17 protein-coding genes, 2 tRNA genes, 1 other RNA gene and 1 pseudogene are annotated in these 19,166 nt (G+C 67.4%); 17 read left to right on the forward strand and 4 right to left on the reverse strand.

Annotation, left to right across the window (positions count from 1 at the left end; translation table 11 throughout):
- Positions 1–26: 26 nt before the first annotated feature.
- Both U5O44_RS07415 and U5O44_RS07420 read left to right on the forward strand, forming a co-directional pair.
- Positions 27–515, forward strand: a pseudogene (locus U5O44_RS07415) (IS3 family transposase); the annotation flags it as partial.
- Positions 516–870: 355 nt separating this feature from the next.
- Positions 871–2,136 (forward strand): ATP-binding protein, encoded by a 1,266-nt coding sequence (locus U5O44_RS07420; RefSeq protein ID WP_322587807.1) that lies wholly within the window; start codon positions 871–873, stop codon positions 2,134–2,136.
- Here U5O44_RS07420 and U5O44_RS07425 read toward each other — a convergent pair.
- Entirely contained in the window at positions 2,105–3,034 is a 930-nt protein-coding gene (locus U5O44_RS07425) for a patatin-like phospholipase family protein (protein WP_322587808.1), read from the reverse strand. The two genes, U5O44_RS07420 and U5O44_RS07425, sit on opposite strands and share 32 nt — an antisense overlap.
- A 91-nt stretch (positions 3,035–3,125) precedes the next feature.
- Between U5O44_RS07425 and U5O44_RS07430 the strand changes: the two genes are divergently transcribed.
- The 13 genes from U5O44_RS07430 to U5O44_RS07490 all read left to right on the forward strand — a co-directional run bounded on the left by U5O44_RS07430 (position 3,126) and on the right by U5O44_RS07490 (position 15,020).
- A complete protein-coding gene (locus U5O44_RS07430) occupies positions 3,126–4,100 on the forward strand; it encodes a sulfite exporter TauE/SafE family protein (RefSeq protein ID WP_322587809.1) in 975 nt (324 codons plus the stop codon).
- A 3-nt stretch (positions 4,101–4,103) separates the two neighbouring features.
- A complete protein-coding gene (locus U5O44_RS07435; protein WP_322587810.1) occupies positions 4,104–5,798 on the forward strand; it encodes a nitrite/sulfite reductase in 1,695 nt (564 codons plus the stop codon).
- Positions 5,799–5,815: 17 nt separating this feature from the next.
- Positions 5,816–6,346: a DUF934 domain-containing protein gene (locus U5O44_RS07440; protein WP_322587811.1), complete on the forward strand. Its 531-nt coding sequence runs from the start codon at positions 5,816–5,818 to the stop codon at positions 6,344–6,346.
- A complete protein-coding gene (locus U5O44_RS07445; protein ID WP_322587812.1) occupies positions 6,343–7,065 on the forward strand; it encodes a phosphoadenylyl-sulfate reductase in 723 nt (240 codons plus the stop codon). The genes U5O44_RS07440 and U5O44_RS07445 overlap by 4 nt, the downstream gene beginning before the upstream one ends.
- A 13-nt stretch (positions 7,066–7,078) precedes the next feature.
- Positions 7,079–8,050: a sulfate adenylyltransferase subunit CysD gene (cysD, locus tag U5O44_RS07450; protein ID WP_322587813.1), complete on the forward strand. Its 972-nt coding sequence runs from the start codon at positions 7,079–7,081 to the stop codon at positions 8,048–8,050.
- Positions 8,050–9,351, forward strand: a complete 1,302-nt coding sequence (locus U5O44_RS07455) for a sulfate adenylyltransferase subunit 1 (protein WP_322587814.1) — start codon at positions 8,050–8,052, stop codon at positions 9,349–9,351. The genes cysD and U5O44_RS07455 overlap by 1 nt, the downstream gene beginning before the upstream one ends.
- A 4-nt stretch (positions 9,352–9,355) precedes the next feature.
- Entirely contained in the window at positions 9,356–10,075 is a 720-nt protein-coding gene (cobA, locus tag U5O44_RS07460) for a uroporphyrinogen-III C-methyltransferase (protein WP_322587815.1), read from the forward strand.
- Between the two features lie 56 nt (positions 10,076–10,131).
- Positions 10,132–10,455 carry a ferredoxin FdxA gene (gene fdxA / locus U5O44_RS07465; RefSeq protein ID WP_322587816.1) on the forward strand — a complete coding sequence of 108 codons (324 nt, stop codon included), beginning with the start codon at positions 10,132–10,134 and terminating at the stop codon, positions 10,453–10,455.
- Positions 10,456–10,472: 17 nt separating this feature from the next.
- Positions 10,473–11,540 carry an NAD(P)/FAD-dependent oxidoreductase gene (locus U5O44_RS07470; protein ID WP_322587817.1) on the forward strand — a complete coding sequence of 356 codons (1,068 nt, stop codon included), beginning with the start codon at positions 10,473–10,475 and terminating at the stop codon, positions 11,538–11,540.
- A gap of 258 nt (positions 11,541–11,798) precedes the next feature.
- The gene (locus tag U5O44_RS07475) at positions 11,799–12,593 is read left to right on the forward strand and encodes an ABC transporter substrate-binding protein (protein ID WP_322587818.1); all 795 of its coding nucleotides are present in this window, start codon (positions 11,799–11,801) and stop codon (positions 12,591–12,593) included.
- Positions 12,594–12,600: 7 nt separating this feature from the next.
- The gene (locus U5O44_RS07480) at positions 12,601–14,760 is read left to right on the forward strand and encodes a sensor histidine kinase (protein WP_322587819.1); all 2,160 of its coding nucleotides are present in this window, start codon (positions 12,601–12,603) and stop codon (positions 14,758–14,760) included.
- Positions 14,761–14,832: 72 nt separating this feature from the next.
- Positions 14,833–14,908: transfer RNA gene (locus U5O44_RS07485), tRNA-Asn, on the forward strand.
- Between the two features lie 36 nt (positions 14,909–14,944).
- Positions 14,945–15,020 (forward strand) — tRNA-Asn (locus U5O44_RS07490).
- Positions 15,021–15,114: 94 nt separating this feature from the next.
- On the opposite strand, the gene U5O44_RS07495 is transcribed toward U5O44_RS07490, so the two are convergent.
- Positions 15,115–15,432, reverse strand: a complete 318-nt coding sequence (locus tag U5O44_RS07495; RefSeq protein ID WP_322587820.1) for an H-NS histone family protein — start codon at positions 15,430–15,432, stop codon at positions 15,115–15,117.
- 98 nt (positions 15,433–15,530) lie between these two features.
- Here U5O44_RS07495 and ffs point away from each other — a divergent pair.
- Positions 15,531–15,629: signal recognition particle sRNA small type (ffs, locus tag U5O44_RS07500), an RNA gene on the forward strand.
- 6 nt (positions 15,630–15,635) lie between these two features.
- Here ffs and U5O44_RS07505 read toward each other — a convergent pair.
- Positions 15,636–16,793 carry a class I SAM-dependent methyltransferase gene (locus U5O44_RS07505; RefSeq protein WP_322587821.1) on the reverse strand — a complete coding sequence of 386 codons (1,158 nt, stop codon included), beginning with the start codon at positions 16,791–16,793 and terminating at the stop codon, positions 15,636–15,638.
- A gap of 111 nt (positions 16,794–16,904) precedes the next feature.
- Between U5O44_RS07505 and U5O44_RS07510 the strand changes: the two genes are divergently transcribed.
- Positions 16,905–17,375 carry a universal stress protein gene (locus tag U5O44_RS07510; protein ID WP_322587822.1) on the forward strand — a complete coding sequence of 157 codons (471 nt, stop codon included), beginning with the start codon at positions 16,905–16,907 and terminating at the stop codon, positions 17,373–17,375.
- A gap of 31 nt (positions 17,376–17,406) precedes the next feature.
- On the opposite strand, the gene U5O44_RS07515 is transcribed toward U5O44_RS07510, so the two are convergent.
- Positions 17,407–19,089, reverse strand: coding sequence for an MFS transporter (locus U5O44_RS07515; protein ID WP_322588486.1), 1,683 nt, complete (start codon positions 19,087–19,089; stop codon positions 17,407–17,409).
- Positions 19,090–19,166: the final 77 nt, after the last annotated feature.

A 19,166-nucleotide genomic window follows, 5' to 3' on the forward strand; every position in this document is an offset into this window, starting at 1 on the left:
CGGATTTTGCAATTCGCCGACGGTATCTCACGTACATCGCCACCGACGAGGGCTGGCTGTTCCTGGCCGTAGTGATCGACCTGTTCAGCCGCCAGGTGGTGGGCTGGGCGCTGCGCCAGGACATGGCGCGCGAGCTGGTGATCGATGCGCTGCGCATGGCCTGGTTCAAGCGGCATCCGGGCAAGGACGCCGGCCTGATCTTCCACAGCGACCGAGGCAGTCAGTACGCCAGCAAGGACTTCCGCGACGCGCTGGCCGACTACGGCATCACCGCCTCGATGAGTCGGCGTGGCAACTGCTGGGACAACGCCTGCAGTGAGACCTTGTTCGGCTCACTGAAGGTCGAGCGTCTGCACGGCCAGCGCTTCGAAAGCAGGCGCCAGGCCAAGGATGAAATCATGGCCTGGATGCTCTGGTACAACCGGGCGCGATTGCACTCGACGCTGGCTTATGTCAGCCCGATGCAGTTCGAAGAAAACTGGCTCGCCGGCCAACCCAGGCAAGCCAGCGCGTAGTCCAGCTATGGGATACGGAATCCAGGGGCAAGGTCAGCCTCGCACATGACAGCCCGCATCTCGTCGTCCCAGCGCAGCAGCTCCAGCCGAAGCCGCCCGGCGAACTCACCGTCCCGCTGAAGTTCCGCAATGGTCTCGACGACCTTGCGCCTCGCCGCCTGCGTGTCCGCGCTCGGCGACGCAAGAAAGATCCGAACGGTCGCAACCTCTGACGCTGACATTCCCCATCTCCTGGCTTTTTCTGTCCCACCTGCGCGAGGATGCCAGATCCGGACGACAGTTCCTCAGGTGGCACCGGGAATTCCCATGAAAATCAACCATTGAACGGCTGATATTCAACCACTAAACTCCCTCCATGCACCCCCGCCACATCGCCCCGCGCCTGACCGATGCCCTGGCCGACACCCCGGTCGTCCTGCTCAACGGCGCCCGCCAGACCGGCAAGAGCACACTCGCCCAGACGCTCGCCGAGCCGGGCCGTCGCCGCTACCTGACGCTCGACGATCCGGCGGTCCTCGCCGCCGCACGGCACGATCCCGCCGGTTTCATCCAAGGCTTGAGCGGCCCGGTCGTGCTCGACGAGGTGCAGCGAGCGCCGGAAATCTTCCTGCCGATCAAGGCGGCCGTGGACCGCGACCGCACGCCCGGCCGTTTCCTGCTGACCGGCTCGGCCAACGTGCTGCTGTTGCCGCAGATCGCGGACTCGCTGGCGGGGCGGATGGAGATTCTGTCGCTGTGGCCGCTGTCCAGCGCCGAGCGCGCCGACCAGCCGGCGCGCAACCTCGCCGAGTGGCTGGTGGACGGTGGCCCCGAGCGCGTCGGCACCCTGCCCTGCCCTCGCCCTGCGCTGATCGACATCCTCGTGCGCGGCGGTTTCCCCGAAGCGGCCCAGCGGGCGACAGCGGCACGGCGGCGGGCGTGGTTCGACAGCTACCTGCAGGCGGTGATGCAGCGTGACGTGCAAGACCTCGCCCGGGTGGAGCAGTTGCAGGCGCTGCCGAACCTGCTGCACCTGCTCGCGCTGCGCAGCGGCGGCCTGCTCAACTTCGCTGAACTCGCGCGCGTCAACGGCCTGCAGCAGACGACGCTCAAGCGCTATTTCGCGCTGCTGGAGACGCTGTTCCTCGTTCACCGCCTGCTGCCCTGGGAGCGCAACGCGGGCAAACGGCTGGTGAAGACGCCCAAGGTCTACCTGCCCGACAGCGGCCTGCTCGCCCACCTGACCGGGCAGGACGCCGCATCACTGGACAGTGCGCTCGGCCTGCCCGGCGCACTGATCGAGACCTGGGTGCTGACCGAACTGCTCAAGCACCTGGCGTTCAGCGACCAGGGTCTGACGCTGTGGCACTACCGCACGCAGGCCGGGCAGGAGGTGGATTTTGTGCTGGAGACCCGACAGGGCGCGCTGACCGGGATCGAGGTCAAGGCAGCCGTGTCGCTCGGCGCGAACGATTTCAAGGGGCTGCGCCACCTGCAGGAGACAGAGCCGGCGCGATTCCGGCGCGGCTACGTGCTGTACGCCGGGCAGGAAGTGGTGGCGTTCGGGCCAGACCTCTGGGGCGTGCCGCTGGCGATGTGGTGGACCCCGCTCACCGCGTCTTCGCCGCAATCTTCCCCTTGATCTCCGCCAGCATCGCCAGCCCCATCTCCCGCCCGGCCGCGATCGAGCGCTTGCGGGCGGCGAAGTCGGCGCTGGAGATGCCGTTGAGCCGGGGGCGCAGCACGATGTCGGCCTCCTTCAGCTCGAAGTTGTTGATGCTGCGGCCCATGATGGAAAACGTCTGCAGCAGCATGCGCATCGCGTCGCCCGTGGCCGCGCCGTCCGGTGGCGACGAGATGTCGACCGCGATGACGAACTCGGCGCCCATCTGCTTGGCGAACCGCACCGGCACCGGCGCCACCAGCCCGCCGTCCACATACTCGCGCTCGCCGATCTTCACCGGCTGGAACACGGCCGGCACCGAACTCGACGCCCGCACCGCCGTGCCGGTGTCGCCGCGCCGGAACAGGATCGGCTGGCCGTCGGCCAGGTCGGTGGCGACGATGCCGAGCGGCAGCTTCATCTGCTCGATGGTCTTGCCGCCGGTGTTCTTGCGGATGTAGGTGGCCAGCGCCTCGCCACGGATCGCGCCCCGCAGCGGGAAGGCCCAGTCGGTGATCGTCGCCTCGTCCATGCCGTCGGCCAGCGTGGCGAGCTGCGCGCCGGTGTGGCCCGAGGCGTAGAGCGCGGCGACCACGCTGCCGGCCGAGGTGCCGACGACGAGGTCGGGGCGGATGCCGTTTTCCTCCAGCACCTGGATCACGCCGATGTGCGCAAAGCCGCGCGCCGCGCCGCCGCCCAGCGCCAGCCCGATGCGGGGGGCGCGCACCGCCGGGCGCGGCACGTCGCCGAGGTCGATCGACGGGCCCGTCGGAGCGGTCGGCGCCGTCGTGCAGCCGGTCAACCAGGCCGCCGCCATCCCGCTACCCAGCCCCAGCCACCGCCGCCGATCCACACGCGCCAGGGCTTCAGCGGGCATGGTTTGCGTTTCTTTTTTCATCACAGTTATAAGCTACCTACTTTTATGTACTTTGAAGTAATAAGAGGCGCCGTTAGGATGCGCCCCCTATATGAAGATCCGTGACCTAGACCTCTCCGACAACCCGATCAACGCCGAGCACCAGGCCCTTGGCCTGCCGCCGGTCGAGAACGCGCTGACGCATTCTGCCGATCATCCCGTGCTGCGCTTCGCCATGTGGTCGGTGGTGTTCCTGCTCATGGGCGTGACCATCTACCTCGGCACGCGCCTGTTCAACCAGCCCGATGGTCACACGGGATTCCAGATCATCGCCCAGACCCTGGAAAGCCGCGCCTTCTGGAACGCTGTGGCCGTGGGGCTGCTGGCCCAGACCGTGGACGGCGCCCTGGGCATGGCCTATGGCATCACCTCCACCAGCTTTTTGCTCGCCACCGGCAGCAGCCCGGCTGTCGCCAGCGCAGCGGTCCACATCGCCGAGGTGTTCACCACCGGCGTGTCCGGCATCACCCACATCAAGCTCGGCAACGTCAACAAGAACCTGTTCCTTCGCCTGCTGGTGCCGGGCATCATCGGTGCCAGCACCGGCGCGTGGATCGTCTCCAGCGTCGACGGCAATGCGATCAAGCCGTTCATCGCGGCCTACCTGCTGGTGATGGGCCTCTATGTCATCAGCAAGATCTTCCGCAAGATCCGCACCCGCCACGAGGAGCCGCGCCATGTCGCCAAGCTCGGACTGCTGGGCGGTTTTGTCGATGCAATCGGCGGTGGCGGCTGGGGGCCGGTCGTGACCACGACGCTGGTGGGCACCGGGCACGACCCCCGCATGACCATCGGCTCGGTCAACCTGGCCGAGTTTTTTCTCACCTTCGTCAGCGCCGGCGTGTTTGCCATGCTGGTCGGGGAAAGCCCCTGGCCGACCGTCGCAGGCCTGGTGATCGGCGGCCTGTTCGCCGCCCCGCTGGCCGCCATGCTGACCAAGCGGCTGCACACCAAGGCACTGCTCGCCCTCGTGGGCACGGTCATCTCGCTGATCAGCCTCTACAACCTCTACCAGGCGCTCCAGTAAGCCATGTACCAGTACACCGATTTCGACCGCCAGTTCGTCCACGCCCGCGCCGCGCAGTTCCGCGACCAGCTCGACCGCCACTTCGCCGGCAAGCTGGACGGCGACGACTTCAAGGCGCTGCGACTGCAGAACGGCTGGTACATCCAGCGCCATGCGCCGATGCTGCGCGTGGCCGTGCCCTACGGCGCGATCAGCAGCCGCCAGATCCGCGCGCTGGCCGAGATCGCCCGCGTCCATGACCGCGGCTACACCCACTTCACGACCCGCCAGAACGTCCAGTTCAACTGGATCCCGCTGACGCAGGCCGCCGACGTGATGGACAAGCTGGCCGCGGCCGACCTGCACGGCATCCAGACCAGCGGCAACTGCATCCGCAACACCACCACCGACGGGCTGGCCGGTGTCGCCGCCGACGAACTCGTCGATCCGCGCCCCTACTGCGAGCTGCTGCGCCAGTGGAGCACGCTGCACCCCGAGTTCGCCTTCCTGCCGCGCAAGTTCAAGATCGCCGTCTCGGGCGCCGTGGAAGACCGCGCCGCGATCGGCTGGCATGACGTGGGCCTGCAGTTGCTGAAGAACGACGCGGGCGAGATCGGCTTTCGTGTGCAGGTCGGCGGCGGCATGGGCCGCACGCCGATCATCGGCAGCGTCATCAGCGCCTTCGTGCCCTGGCAGCAGATCCTCGTCTACCTGGAAGCCATCGTGCGGGTCTACAACCGCTACGGCCGCCGCGACAACGCCTACAAGGCGCGCATCAAGATCCTCGTCAAGGCCGAAGGCCAGAGGTTCTTCGACGCCGTGAACGCCGAGTTCGCCGCCATCCTGGCGCACGACACCGACGGTGACGCGCAGATCATCCCGCAGGCCGAGTTCGACCGTGTCGCTGCCTGCTTCACCCGCCCAGCCGCCGTCACGCCGCAGCCCGAGGTGGGCCTGCCCGCCGACCTGCCGCTGGCCTACCAGCGCTGGATCCAGCGCAACGTGCATGCGCACCAGGTGCCGGGCTGGCGAGCGGTGACGCTGTCGGTCAAGCGCGCCGGTCAGGCGCCGGGCGACGTGACCGACGTGCAGATGGACCAGGCCGCCGATCTGGCCGACCGCTACTCCTTCGGCGAGCTGCGCGTGACGCATGACCAGAACCTGCTGCTGCCGTGGATCAAGGCCAGCGACCTGCCCGAGGTCTACGCCGCCGCCAAGGCCGCCGGCTACGCCACGCCGAACATCGGCCTCGTCACCGACATGATCGCCTGCCCCGGCGGCGATTTCTGCGACCTGGCCAACGCCCGCTCCATCCCGGTGGCGGCCGAGCTGACGGAGCGGTTCTCGGATCTGGACGAGGTGTTCGACCTCGGCGAGATCGACCTGCACATCAGCGGCTGCATCAACTCCTGCGGCCACCACCACAGCGGCCACATCGGCATCCTCGGCGTCGACAAGGATGGATCCGAGTGGTACCAGGTCACGCTCGGCGGCTCGGACGGCTCGGCGCACGCCCCGATCGCCGTGCCCGGCAAGGTGATCGGCCCGTCGTTCGCCGCCAGCGAGATCACCGACGCGGTGGAGGCCATCCTGGAGACCTACCGCAGCGAACGCGAGGCCGGCGAGAAGTTCATCGACACGCTGCACCGCCTCGGCCTGGAGCCGTTCAAGGCCGCCGCCAACGCCCAGCGCACCGCCACCGCCCGCCACGCGGCCTGATCCGACCGGACACGACCATGAAATTCATCGACACCCCTCACGACCCGTGGCACACCGTCGGCGGTGAAGACGGCCCCTCGCCCCACCCCGTCGCCCGTGACCACCAGCTGCTGACGCTGGCGCAGTGGCACGCCGTGCGCGAGACCTGGCCCGCGGGCCTGCTCACCGGCGTGATCGTGCCCAACACCGTGGACATCGAGACGCTGGAGGCGGACCTGCCGCGGCTGTCGCTGGTCGTGCTGCAGTTCCCCAAGTGGGTAGACGGCCGCGCCTACACGCAGGCCCGCCTGCTGCGCCGCCGCTACCGCTTCGCGGGCGAGGTCCGCGCCACCGGCGACGTGCTGGTGGACATGGTGCTGCTGCTGCAGCGCACGGGCTTCGACGCTGCCGTGCTGCGGCGCGACCAGTCGCTGGAAGCGGCCGACCGCGCCCTGATGTTCTTCCCCGGCCACTACCAGGGCGATGTGCGCGAGCCGCGCCCGGTCTTCGCCCGTCCGGCCGCCGAAGCGGGCGCCACCGAGTACCTGAACGCAGGAGCCGCGATATGAGCGCCATTGCCCTGTACGGCCGCAAGACGGCCGGCTTCGACGAGCGGCTGGCCGCCACGGTCCAGATCCTGAAGGACGCCGCCGCCGCCCACCCCGGCACGATCCTCCAGTCCACCAGCCTCGGTGCCGAGGACATGGTCGTCACCGACCTGATCGCCAAGCTGGGTCTGCCGATCACGCTGGCCACGCTGGAGACTAGCGCGCTGCACGCCGAGACTGCGGCGCTGATCCCGCGCATCACCGAGCACTACGGCCTGGCGGTTGAGGTGTATCGGCCGGTCGAGGAATCGGTGATCCAGTTCGTGCGCACGAACGGCGAGAAGGCGATGTATGAGAGCCTCGCCCTGCGCAAGGCGTGCTGCGGCATCCGCAAGATGGAGCCGCTCGGCCGGATGCTCGCCGGGCGCACCGCGTGGGTGACCGGGCTGCGCCGCGACCAGTCCAACGCCCGCAGCGAAGCACAGGCCGTGGAGACCGACGACAACGGCCGTGCGAAAATCAGCCCCCTGGTGGACTGGAGCTGGAACGACGTGTGGCACTACATCGCGACGAACGGTGTGCCGTACAACCCGCTGCACGACCAGTTCATGCCCAGCATCGGCTGCGCTCCCTGCACCCGCGCCATCGCGGTCGGGCAGGAGTTCCGCGCCGGCCGCTGGTGGTGGGAGGACGAGTCGGCCAAGGAATGCGGCCTGCACGTCAAGTCCACCGCCGCCTGACCCGATCCGACGAATGAACGCCCCGACGACCATGACCCACCTGCTCCCCGACGTGGACCACCGCCACCTCGACGCGCTGGAAGAAGAAGCGATCTTCATCCTGCGCGAAGTCGCCGGCGCCTTCGAGCGCCCCGGCCTGCTGTTCTCCAGCGGCAAGGATTCCTGCGTGGTGCTGCACCTCGCGGAAAAAGCCTTCAAGCAGAAGCTGTCGAAGCCCGGCGAGCGCCCGGTGTTCGCCGGCAAGCTGCCCTTCCCGCTGGTCCATGTGGACACCGGCCACAACTTCCCCGAAGTCATCGAGTTCCGTGACGCCCGCGTGGCCGAGATGGGCGAGCGGCTGATCGTCGGGCACCTCGAAGACTCGATGCAGCGCGGCACGATCCGCCTGGCGCACCCGCTGGAGTCGCGCAACGGCCACCAGACGGTGACGCTGCTGGAGACGATCGAGGAGCACCGCTTCGACTGCATGATCGGCGGCGCCCGCCGCGACGAAGAGAAGGCCCGCGCCAAGGAACGCATCTTTTCGCACCGCGACAGCTTCGGCCAGTGGCAGCCCAAGGAGCAGCGCCCGGAACTCTGGAACCTGTTCAACACCCGCATCAAGCCGGGCGAGCATTTCCGCGCCTTCCCGATCAGCAACTGGACTGAACTCGACGTGTGGCTCTACATCGCCCGCGAGAATATCCCGCTGCCCGACATCTACTACACGCACAAGCGCGAGATCTACCGCCGCAAGGGCCTGCTGGTGCCCGTGACGCATGTGACGCCGCCGAACGCGAGCGACACGGTAGAGACTGTGGACGTGCGCTTCCGCACCGTGGGGGACATGACCTGCACCTGCCCGGTGGAGTCGGACGCCGCCACCACCGCCGACATCGTGGCCGAGACGCTGCAAGTCACCGTCTCCGAACGCGGCGCGACCCGCATGGACGACCGCACATCGGAAGCTTCGATGGAGCGCCGCAAAAAAGAAGGTTATTTCTGATGAGCACCGTGGAACACATCGACGCTGGTGAAGAACTGGCCCACAAGGCGCTGCGCTTCCTGACCGCCGGCAGCGTGGACGACGGCAAGAGCACGCTGATCGGCCGCCTACTGTTCGACAGCCGAGGCATCCTGGCCGACAAGCTCGACGCGCTGGAAAAGCGCGCCGCCGGTGCGCCGATCGACCTGTCGCTGCTGACCGACGGCCTGGAGGCCGAGCGCGAACAGGGCATCACGATTGACGTGGCGTATCAATATTTCGCCACCAAGTCGCGCAAGTTCATCATCGCCGACGCCCCCGGCCATGAGCAGTACACGCGCAACATGGTGACGGCTGCGGCCGGCTCGGACGCCGCCGTGGTGCTGGTGGACATCACCAAGCTCGACACGGCGGTGGACGAGGTCGTGCTGCTGCCGCAGACGCGCCGCCACAGCCTGCTGGCCCGCCTGCTGCGCGTGCCGAGCATCGTCTTCGCGATCAACAAGCTCGACGCGATCGAGGTCGGCACGCAAGCCGCCTTCGACGCCGTCGCCAAGGCGCTGACCCGGTTCGCCGAGGAAGCCGGCATCACCGTGCGCGGCATCGTGCCGGTGTCCGCGCTGCGCGGCGACAACGTGGCCACGCCTTCGGCGAACTGGGACTGGTACACCGGCCCGACGCTGCTGCAACTGCTGGAGACGCTGCCGGTCGCGGATGAAGCGCACGACGGCAACCTGCTCGTGCCGGTGCAGTACGTCGCCCGCGACGAGGGCCAGGGCACCGGCCACCAGCACCGCGTCATGTGGGGCCGCATCGCCCACGGCTCGGTCAAGGCCGGCGACACCGTGCAGATCTTCCCGAGCGGCGAGACCGCCATCGTCGCCGCCGTGCGCCACGCCGGCAGCGTGGTGGACGCCTGCACCGCCGGGCAGTCCGCTGGCATCGTGCTGGACCGCCAGGTCGATGTCTCGCGCGGCGACTGGGTCTTCACGCCCGGCAGCGCCCCGACGCAGCAGACCTTCTCCGGCACGCTGGCGTGGCTGGACACCGAACCGGCCGTCCTGGGCCGCAAATACTGGGTGCGCCACGGCAACCGCTGGGTGCAGGCCCGCATCACGGCCATCGACCACCGGCTGGACATCAACACGCTCGAAGAAGTCGACGCGCACGAGCTGGCCGTCAACGAGATCGGCCGCGTGCAGATCCAAACCCAGCAGGCGCTCCCCGTCGAGGCCTATGCGGACAACCGCGTCGGCGGCGCGCTGATCGTCGTCGATCCGACCACCAACCGCACCAGCGGCGCGCTGCTGGTCGGCGCCTGAGGCGATGGCGCAGCCTCCCGTTCGCGTGGTCTTCATCGGCGCCGGCCCCGGCTCGGCCGACCTGATCACCGTGCGCGGGCTGAACCGGCTGCGCGCAGCCGAGGTCGTGCTGGCGGACGCGCTGACCGACCCAGCCCTGCGCGATGAAGCCCTGCAGGCCGAGTGGATCGACGTCGGCAAGCGCGGCTTCAGCGCCGAGAGCACCGGCCAGACGCGCATCAACGCGCTGCTGGTCGCGTGCGCGCAGCGCTCGGCCCGGGTCGTGCGGCTCAAGGGTGGCGATCCGAGCGTGTTCGGCCGGCTCGAAGAAGAGCTGGAAGCGCTGCACGCGGCGGGCATCGGCTGCGAGGTCGTGCCCGGCGTGACCTCGGCGCTGGCCGCCGCCGCCGTGTCGCAGCAGCCGCTCACGCGGCGTGGTGTCGGCCGCAGCGTGGCCTTCAGCACCGCGATGACCCGCACCGGCGACCTCGAAGCACGCCGCAGCGCCGACACCGAAGTGTTCTACATGGCGGGCCGGCAACTGCCCTCGCTGGCCGAGCGGCTGCTGGAGGTCGGCTGGGAGGCCGACACGCCGGCGGTGGTGATCTCGCGCGCGGGCTGGCCCGACGAGTGTTTCAGCCGCCACACCATCGCCACCCTCGCCGAGGCTGACACGCTGCACTTCGGCCGGCCCACGCTGGTCACGGTCGGCGCCGGTGCACGTGCCGTGGCACATACGCCTTAAAATCTCGCGTTTCCCCGAACGTCTTCCATCCAACTTACCCGAGTGAAAACCGCGTCATGACACACGTCGTCACCGAAGCCTGCATCCGCTGCAAGTACACCGATTGCGTGGACGTCTGTCCCGTCGATTGCTTCCGCGAAGGCCCCAATTTCCTGGTCATCGACCCTGACGAGTGCATCGACTGCGCGGTCTGCATCCCCGAATGCCCAGTGAACGCCATCCTGCCCGAGGAAGACGTGCCCGCCGACCAGCTCGCCTTCATCAAGATCAACGCCGACCTGACGCCCAAGTGGCCCAGCATCACCAAGCGCAAGGCCCCGCTGCCGGACGCCGACGACTGGAAGAATGTCAAGGACAAGCTCGGCGAGCTGATCCGCTGATCCGCGGATCCGGGACGATGCCCGTGCCCGCCGTGCCTGACACCGTGATCGAGACCGACGCGCTGGTGATCGGGGCTGGTCCGGTCGGGCTGTTCCAGGCCTTCCAGCTCGGGCTGCTCGGGCTGTCGGCGCATCTGGTGGACGTGCTGCCGCAAGCAGGTGGCCAATGTGTCGCGCTCTACGCCGACAAGCCCATCTATGACATCCCGGCCGTGCCCGTCTGCACCGGCCGGGAGCTGACCGAGCGCCTGCTGTCGCAGATCGCTCCCTTCCGGCCTGGGCTGCACTTCGGCCACGAAGTGCAGACGCTGCAGCTGCTGGACGATGGCCGCTTCGCGGTCGGCACCGGATCCGACTGTGGCGCGGGACCGCAGTTCCTGGCCCGCAGCGTGTTCGTCGCAGCCGGCGTCGGCGCCTTCACGCCGCGGCGCCTCAAGGTGCCGGGTCTGGAGGCACACGCGCAGCGGCAGGTCGTTCACCACCCCGAAGACGTGACGCCCTTCGCCGGACAGCGGGTGCTGGTGGTCGGTGGCGACGAGGCCGCCCTGCTGCGCGCGGCGCAGCTCGCCGAACACCCGTGCGCAACCCAGGTGATCCTGTTGCACCGGCGAGACCAGTTCAGCGCCGACGCCGATCTGCTGGCACGGGTGGCCGCGCTGCGGGCGGCAGGCCGTCTTCAGGTCGTGATCGGCCAGATCTCGGCCGCACACACTGCGGATGATCGCCTGCAGGCAGTGACCGTCCTGGGGGTCCAGGGCGATGAAGTCCTGTGGCCGCTGGACGTGCTGATCGTCTGCCTTGGCCTGAGTCCGCGGCTCGGACCGATCGTCGACTGGGGCCTGGAGATGGAGCGCAAGCTGCTGCGGGTCGATCTCGCCACGTTCGAGACCCGCCTGCCGGGGGTCTACGCGGTCGGCGACATCAACACCTATCCCGGCAAGAAAAAGCTGATCCTCTGCGGCTTTCATGAAGCGACCCTGGCGGCCCATGCGGCCCACGACCGCCTGCGCCCGCAGGAGCACGGGCCGCTGCTGTACACGACCAGCAGCGCGCTGCTGCACCGCCGCCTCGGGCTCACCTCCTGAGCCGGGCCTCGCATCGCCCAGGACACCGGCCTCGTCCGGGTGACAGGCCATGGCTGTGACCGCTCGGGGACAGGTCTGTGCGCATTGCCTCACGGCAAGCGGCAGGAATGGCACCGCGCGGCTTCAGCGCACCTGTGGTTGACCGAAGGCGCCCTCACACTTCCAGTGTCAATATTCGCATCTTTGCGGTTCTGGCTTTAGGCTGGTTGTCGGCTGGTGGTTGCACAAGGCAGGTTCAAGATGAGGCAGATGGTTCGGATGACACGGGGGCTGGTCGGCTGGATCCTGGTGGGGCTGTGCGCGGGCACAGCATCGGCCGGCGACGTGCTGGACCGGGTGACCCGCACCGGTGAATTGCGGGTTTGCGTGTGGCCGGACTATTACGGCATCAGCTACCGCAACCCCAAGACCCGGCAGTTCACGGGCCTGGACATCGACCTGTCCGCAGAGTTTGCGCGAGAACTGGGCGCGCGCTTGCGCCACGTCGACTCCTCGTTCGCCACGCTGATCGATGATCTGCTCCAGGACCGCTGCGACATCGCGATGTTCGCGGTGGGCGTGCTGCCGCAGCGGGAGCAGCATCTCCGTTTCAGCCTGCCTTACCTGCAGAGCGACATCCATGCCGTCACCAGCCGCAGCAGCCGGGTCGTGCGGCGCTGGGAGGACATCGATCAGCCGGGGGTCCAGGTGGCGGTGCAGGCCGGCACCTTCATGGAGCCGGTGATGCGCAGCGCCCTGCGCCAGGCGACCATGGTGGTGATCCGTCCGCCCGCCACGCGTGAACAGGAACTCGAAGCCGGTCGGGTCGATGTCTTCATGACGGACTATCCCTACAGCCGCCGCCTGCTGGACAACGCAGAATGGGCACGGCTGGTCAGTCCACCACAGCCCTTCCATGTCGTGCCGTATGCCTACGCCATCCGTCCGGGAGATGATGCATGGCTGGCCCGCATCAACCGTTTTGTCACCGACATGCGCCAGGACGGCCGGCTCGAAAGCGCCGCCCGCCGCCATCGCCTGTCCGAGACCGTGATCCGACCCACCGCCCGCTGAACTGTCCATGCGCCCGAAAGAAGCCACCACCCGCACGACCTGGCTGAGCAGCACACACCTGGTGTGGGCGGGATGCTTGCTGGCCACGCTGCTGGTGCTGCTGGCCAGCGCATTCGCGGTGGTCCAGCGCCAGGACACGGTCGAGCAGGAAATCCGGCGCACCCAGTTGCTGGCACGGCTGCTGGCCGACGAAACCACCCGGACACTGGATGCCGCCAGCCTGACGCTGGCGATGATCAGCCAGCGCATGCAGAGCCGGGATGCGTCCAGCAGCGATCTGCCGGAACGTCTGGTGGAGTCGGTGCGCGGACTGCCGTACATGCGCAGCCTGTCGCTGCTGGATGCCAGTGGCAAAGTGCTGGCAAGCTCGAATCCTGCAGCAGTCGGCGCGGTCATCGATGTGCACCTCCTCGGCCAGCCCGTCAGCGCTGGCGAAGCCTGGCTGGGGCCCTGGATGCCCGGACGCGATCTGACAGACTCGAAACGCAGCCCGTCCGCCACACCAGCGCCACCCGCCCGCGCCCTGCCGGGCGTCGGCATCGTCACCCTGGTCCAGCGCGGCACCACCTCCGACGGTCAGACATTTCTGGCCGTGGCGGCCCTGAACCCGGATTACCTGTCCAACCACTTCCAGCAGATCCTGGGCGAGCGGTCGCTGACCGCGGCCCTGCTCGACTACCAGGGCCGCATGCTGACCGGGACCGAGGGCGTGCTCCGCTTGCCAGGCACCAGCGTACCGAGCCACCGCGCTCTGCAGGAGTACCTGCCGGAGCAGGAGTCCGGCAGCTACGAGGGCCAGGGGCTGGACGGAACAGCCGTGATCACCTCGTTCCGGGCGAGCCGCAAACATCCGCTGCTGGTCGTGGTCGAGGAGCCGATGGTCCAGGTCATCGAGGCCTGGCGCCAGAAGCTTGGCTGGCTGCTGGTGGCCAGCCTGGCCGGTCTGCTGACCATCCTCGTGGCCACTGTCAGCGCCTGGCGCAGCCTGCGCACGCACGAGCACATGGCCGCTGCCCTCGACCGCACGCGCAATCGTCTGGAGGAAAGCGAACGCCACCTGCGCGCGGTGATCGAGGCGGCACCGGCGCCGATGTTCGTGCTGGATCCGCTCGGGCGCTATGTGCTGGTCAACCAGGCATTCGAGGATTTCCTCGGCGTGCGCCGCGATGACCTGATCGGTCAGCGTGCGGACACCGACCCCACCTTGAGCCATCTCGCCTACCACCCAGTGCGGGACGTCGCGCTCTGGGCGGGCGCAGGCCAGAGCAACTACATGGAGAACATCGTCCTGCGCAGCGGCGCCTGCCGGCAGGCCCTGATCGCCAAGGTGGCACTGACCCGCCCGGACGGGCGCCCGGGTGGCGTGATCGGCAGCATCACCGACGTGACCAGCTTCCGCGAGGCCGAGCAGCGTGCGGCCGATGCCATGACCGCATCCGCCAAGGCCCACCAGGCCGAATCGGAATTCATCGGCAATCTCAGCCACGCCTTGCGCACGCCCTTGCAGTCGATCATCGGTTTTTCCGAGCTGGGGGTCATGCGCAGCCGGCACGACAGCCTCCAGCACGAGCTGTTCACCCACGTCCAGAGCGGCGGGCAGCGCATGCTGTCGGTCGTCAACGACCTGCTGGACCTGTCGCGGGTGAAGAACGCGACAGGCACGCTCCACCGCAACAACCTCGATACCCGCGACCTGATCGAGGAAGTCATTCGGCACGCACGCATCGACGCACGCGCCCGCCAGATCGACATTGACGTCCAGCCCTGCGCCAACACCATGGCCAGCGTGGATGCGCTGCGCTTTCAGCAGGCGGTGCGCACGCTCATCGAACGCGCGGTGCGGGTATCGCCGCCCGGAAGCCAGATCGAAGTTCGCGCCTCGCGTGACAACGCAGGCACATTGCACTGGTGGGTGCATGACGCCGGCCCCGGCTTGCCCGACAGCGAATGCGAAACGATGTTCTCTGCCTTCATCCAGCAGCGCAGAGCCGAGGAGGGCTCCCGAGATGGCAGCGGTCTCGAACTGGCCATTTGCCAGCAGATCCTGCGCGGACTGGATGGCGATGTGCGGTGCAAGGCCCACCCCAACGGCGGCAATGTCTGCCAATTGAGCCTCCCTGCCCGGAACCTGACCACCGCCGTCTTGCCAGCCGATAAAGTTGCCTGAAACCATTGCATTACATCAGATGGTTCGACTACAATAGCGGTCTTGTCAGTTGACGCCAAAGCGCAACGCGATTCCCTGATAGCTCAGTTGGTAGAGCGACGGACTGTTAATCCGCAGGTCCCTGGTTCGAGTCCAGGTCGGGGAGCCAAATCACGTAGCGTCAAAGCACTGTCAAGCATGCAATTCCCTGATAGCTCAGTTGGTAGAGCGACGGACTGTTAATCCGCAGGTCCCTGGTTCGAGTCCAGGTCGGGGAGCCAGATACGCAGCACCAAGGCCTGCACTTCCATGAAGTGCAGGCCTTCTTGCTTTCCGGACTGACATGCCACGGACTGTGTGGACTGCGGGCACTCCTCAGTCAGCGGGCTCGGACGCTGATGCTGCAGGCTGGCTGGCCGCTGGCCTCAGCTCGTCGACGGTATAGCCTTCCTTGATCAAGGCATCTCGCAACCATTGCGGTTGCGAACCTTGGCCATCCCAGACCTCCTGGGTGATGGGGTGGCGGTACCGGACTTCAGCACTCACTTGTGGCCGCACCACCGGAATCGGGCGCCCCCGCAATTCGGAAGGCGCGATCCGCCAGAACTCCATGAGCTTGCGGATCTTGCGGATGGCGGCGATTTTCTCGATGTTGTCCTCGTGGTCGACAACCGGGCGTTCGGAGTATTTCATCAATGGCCGACAGCTTGGCACGCTGTAACAAGAGCCGAATAATCGCACAGAACGCCGTCAGGTTCAGCGCCCTCGGCAAGTCGACTATAATTGACATCGACGGGCCTCCCTGCATGGGGGCGCGGCCAAACGGGTCAGGTCGGGAACGAAGCAGCCCTAACCGTTAGCCTCCAGTGCCAGGGTTCAGGCTCGTCACCCCCACCCTACTTGACGACCAGCTGCCAGAGTGCCGTGACCTCCGCGGAACGCGCAGCGTGCAGAGCATCCGCCACATCAGCTGCCTTCGGATGTCGCGGCAGGATCGTCGGACACGCCAAGACACGCAATCCCGCGTGATCGATCCACTCCAGCAATTCTTCGCGTCGACGCAGACCCAGGTGCTCGGCCAGATCGGACAGGATCAGCCACCCCTGCCCGCCCGGTGTCAGATGCGCGGCCAGTCCACGCAGAAAGCCCCGCAACATCCGGCTGTCCGGATCGTAGATCGCGTGCTCGATCGAGGAACTGGGCTTGCCAGGCAACCATGGCGGGTTGCACACCACCAGCGGCGCCCGTCCAGGTGGGAACAAGTCTGCTTTTGTCAGCTCGACCTGCCCCGCAAATCCGAGACGCTGCAGATTGTCAGCGGCACAGGCCAGCGCACGTGCATCCAGTTCGGTGGCCACGATCCGCTGCACACCACGCTGCGCGAGCACGCAGGCCAGCACACCCGTGCCGGTCCCGATGTCGAACGCCAGCGTCCGAGAGGGCAAGTCCGCAGCCGCCACCAGGTCGATGTACTCCCCGCGCACCGGCGAAAAGACACCGTAGTGGGCATGGATCCGACCGCCCACAGCAGGAATCGGCACGCCTTTCTTGCGCCACTCGTGCGCCCCCACCAGTCCCAGCAACTCCCGCAGCGAGACAACCGAGGTCTGACCATCCGGCGCACCATACGCCTCTTCGCAGGCGAGGCGCAGGTCGGGTGCCCGGCGCAGATCCAGGGCGTAGTCCGCCTCCAGCACCATGGTGAGCGCAGACAGCAGGCGCGAGCGCTGAGCCTGCGCCTGGCGGTTGCGATGGAAGAGGTCCGTCACCGCGCCGCCATTCGCCTCGGACACGGCGCCGCGGCGCCCACCAGCCGCCCGGTCCAGGCGACGGCCCATGGCCTGCAGCAACAGCCTTGCGCTGTGGAAATCCCCGCGCCAGAGCAGCACACCCCCGCTGCGTGCGATTCGCAGGGCATCGTCGGCCCGGGTCTGGTCCCCCGCGACCACAACCTGCGACGGAACGGCAGCTCCGTTCTCGGACCTCCAGCGCGCCGTGTGGACACGGTCGGCTTCGGTCCAGGTCAAGGTCGGGAACGCAGGGGACTCAGGCATGGGCATCGGCATGGGTGACAGGCTGTCGACTGGCAAGAAGGCCGGCAGTATCGCCCGAGTGGCAGTAGCATTCTCGGCACACCCACCCGAAATCCTGACAGGAGTCACCCGATGATCCGCACCCTATTGCCCATCGACGGAAGTCCGCAGGCGCTGGACGCCGTGCGGCAGGCCTTGCAGCTGCGCGCACTGGGACTCGACTTCACCGCAGTCCTGCTGAATGTGCAGGAGCCGCCGCATCTCTATGAAGTGGTGCTGGCACCCGATGTCGACGTGATCGAAGGCGCACGCCACGCCGCGGGCGAGCACGCCTTGCTGGCCGCACATGCCCTGCTCGATGAAGCGGGCGTGGCCCACGAATCGCTGGTGGTCACCGGCGATGTGGCGCAGCAGGTGGTCGAACAGGCCGATCTGCTGGACTGCGACCTCATCGTGCTCGCAGGTCGTGGCCAGGAGGTGACGCAGGCCGTGGAGCGCCACAGCCACGTCCCTGTGCTGCTGGTGCCACAGCGGCGCTCGGACCTGGAGGCAGAAGACCTCGATGATCCGGGCGGCGAGCCGACGGATCAGCCCCAGCCCTGACCCTCGCCCTGCCCGCCCGCAACCGATGCGCTCACTTGCGCATCCGGTTCGGATGCCAGAAGAGGAACTTGGCGTAGATGTCGACGTCCTTGGTTTCGCGGATGAAGAGCATGCCCACCACGAAGGTCAGCGCCGCGACCGCGATCGGATACCAGAGGCCGTGGTACATGTCCCCGTTCTGCGCCACCATCGCGAACGCGATGGTCGGCATCAGACCGCCGAACCAGCCGTTGCCGATGTGGTACGGCAAGCTCATCGAGGTGTAGCGGATGCGGGTCGGGAACATCTCGACCAGCGTGGCCGCGATCGGGCCGTACACCATCGTCACCAGCAGCATCAGCACCACCAGCACCGCGACGACACCGACATGGTTGATCTTGTCCGGATCGGCCTTGCGCGGATAGCCAGCCGCTTCCAGGGCATCCGGCAGATCCTGCTTGCGGAAATGGGAGATGTCGACCAGGTTCTCGGACTCGAAGTTGTCCCCTGCCGCGTTCAGGCGCCCATTGGGCGGCTTCAGCACAGTGGTCCCGACATGCACTTCGGTGGGTGATCCCGACGGAAGCGACACATTGGTGTAGCTGGCGGACAGCTGGGCCAGCGCACGCTTGGCGATGTCACACGAGGAGGTGAAATCCGTTTCCGTCGCGATGGGGCTGCCCTGGAACGAGCAGGTCATCGGGTCGGCCTTGACGACGATCTGTACCCGCGCCTGCGCTGCAGCCAGGTCCGGATTGGCCAGCGAGGTCAGCATCTTGAACAGCGGGAAGTAGGCCACGCAGGCGATCAGCAGCCCGGCCATGATGATCGGCTTGCGGCCGATGCGGTCCGACAAGGTGCCGAACACGACGAAGAACGGCGTGCCGATCAGCAGCGCGATGGCAATCAGGATGCTGGCAGTGTTCGGTTCGACCTTGAGCACGCCGGTGAGGAAAAACAGCGCGTAGAACTGCCCCGTGTACCAGACCACGGCCTGACCTGCCACCAGACCGAACAGCGCCAGCAGGATGATCTTGAGGTTCTTCCACTGCCCGAAACACTCGGCCAGCGGGGCCTTGGACGTCTTGCCCTCTTCCTGCATCTTGCGGAAGGCGGGCGACTCGCTCATGGACATCCGGATCCACAGCGACACCCCCAGCATCACGGCCGAGAGCGCGAAGGGAATGCGCCAGCCCCACTCGGCGAACTGCGCCTCGCCCAGCACGCTCCGGGTGGCCAGGATCACGACCAGCGACAGCAACAGCCCGACGGTGGCGGTCGTCTGCACCCAGGCGGTGTAGGCGCCGCGGCGGTTCTGGGGCGCGTGCTCGGCCACGTAGATGGCTGCACCACCATACTCGCCCCCGAGCGCCAGGCCCTGCAGCATGCGCAGCACCACCAGCGCGATCGGCGCGAAGGCGCCGGCCGTGCTGTAGGTCGGCAGCACCGCGACCAGCGCAGTCGAGACCCCCATGAGGATGATCGTGGCCAGGAAGGTGTACTTGCGCCCCACCATGTCGCCCAGGCCACCGAAGATCACGGCCCCGATCGGTCGCACGATGAAGCCGGCCGCAAAGGCCAGCAGCGCGAAGATGAACGCGGAGGTCGGATCCAGCGCGGTGAAGAACTGCTTGGCGATGATCGCCGCGAGCGCACCGTAGAGGTAGAAGTCGTACCACTCGAAGATGGTGCCGAGCGAAGAGGCCACAATGACCTTGCGCTCCTGCGCAGTCATCGGAGTCGGGGCATCGTGGTAATCCGCGGCGTTGTCGTTGTCGACGGCGCCATCACGGACATCTTGCGGGTTGGACA

Source organism: Sphaerotilus sp. (genome assembly GCF_034519685.1).
GTDB lineage: Bacteria > Pseudomonadota > Gammaproteobacteria > Burkholderiales > Burkholderiaceae_C > Sphaerotilus.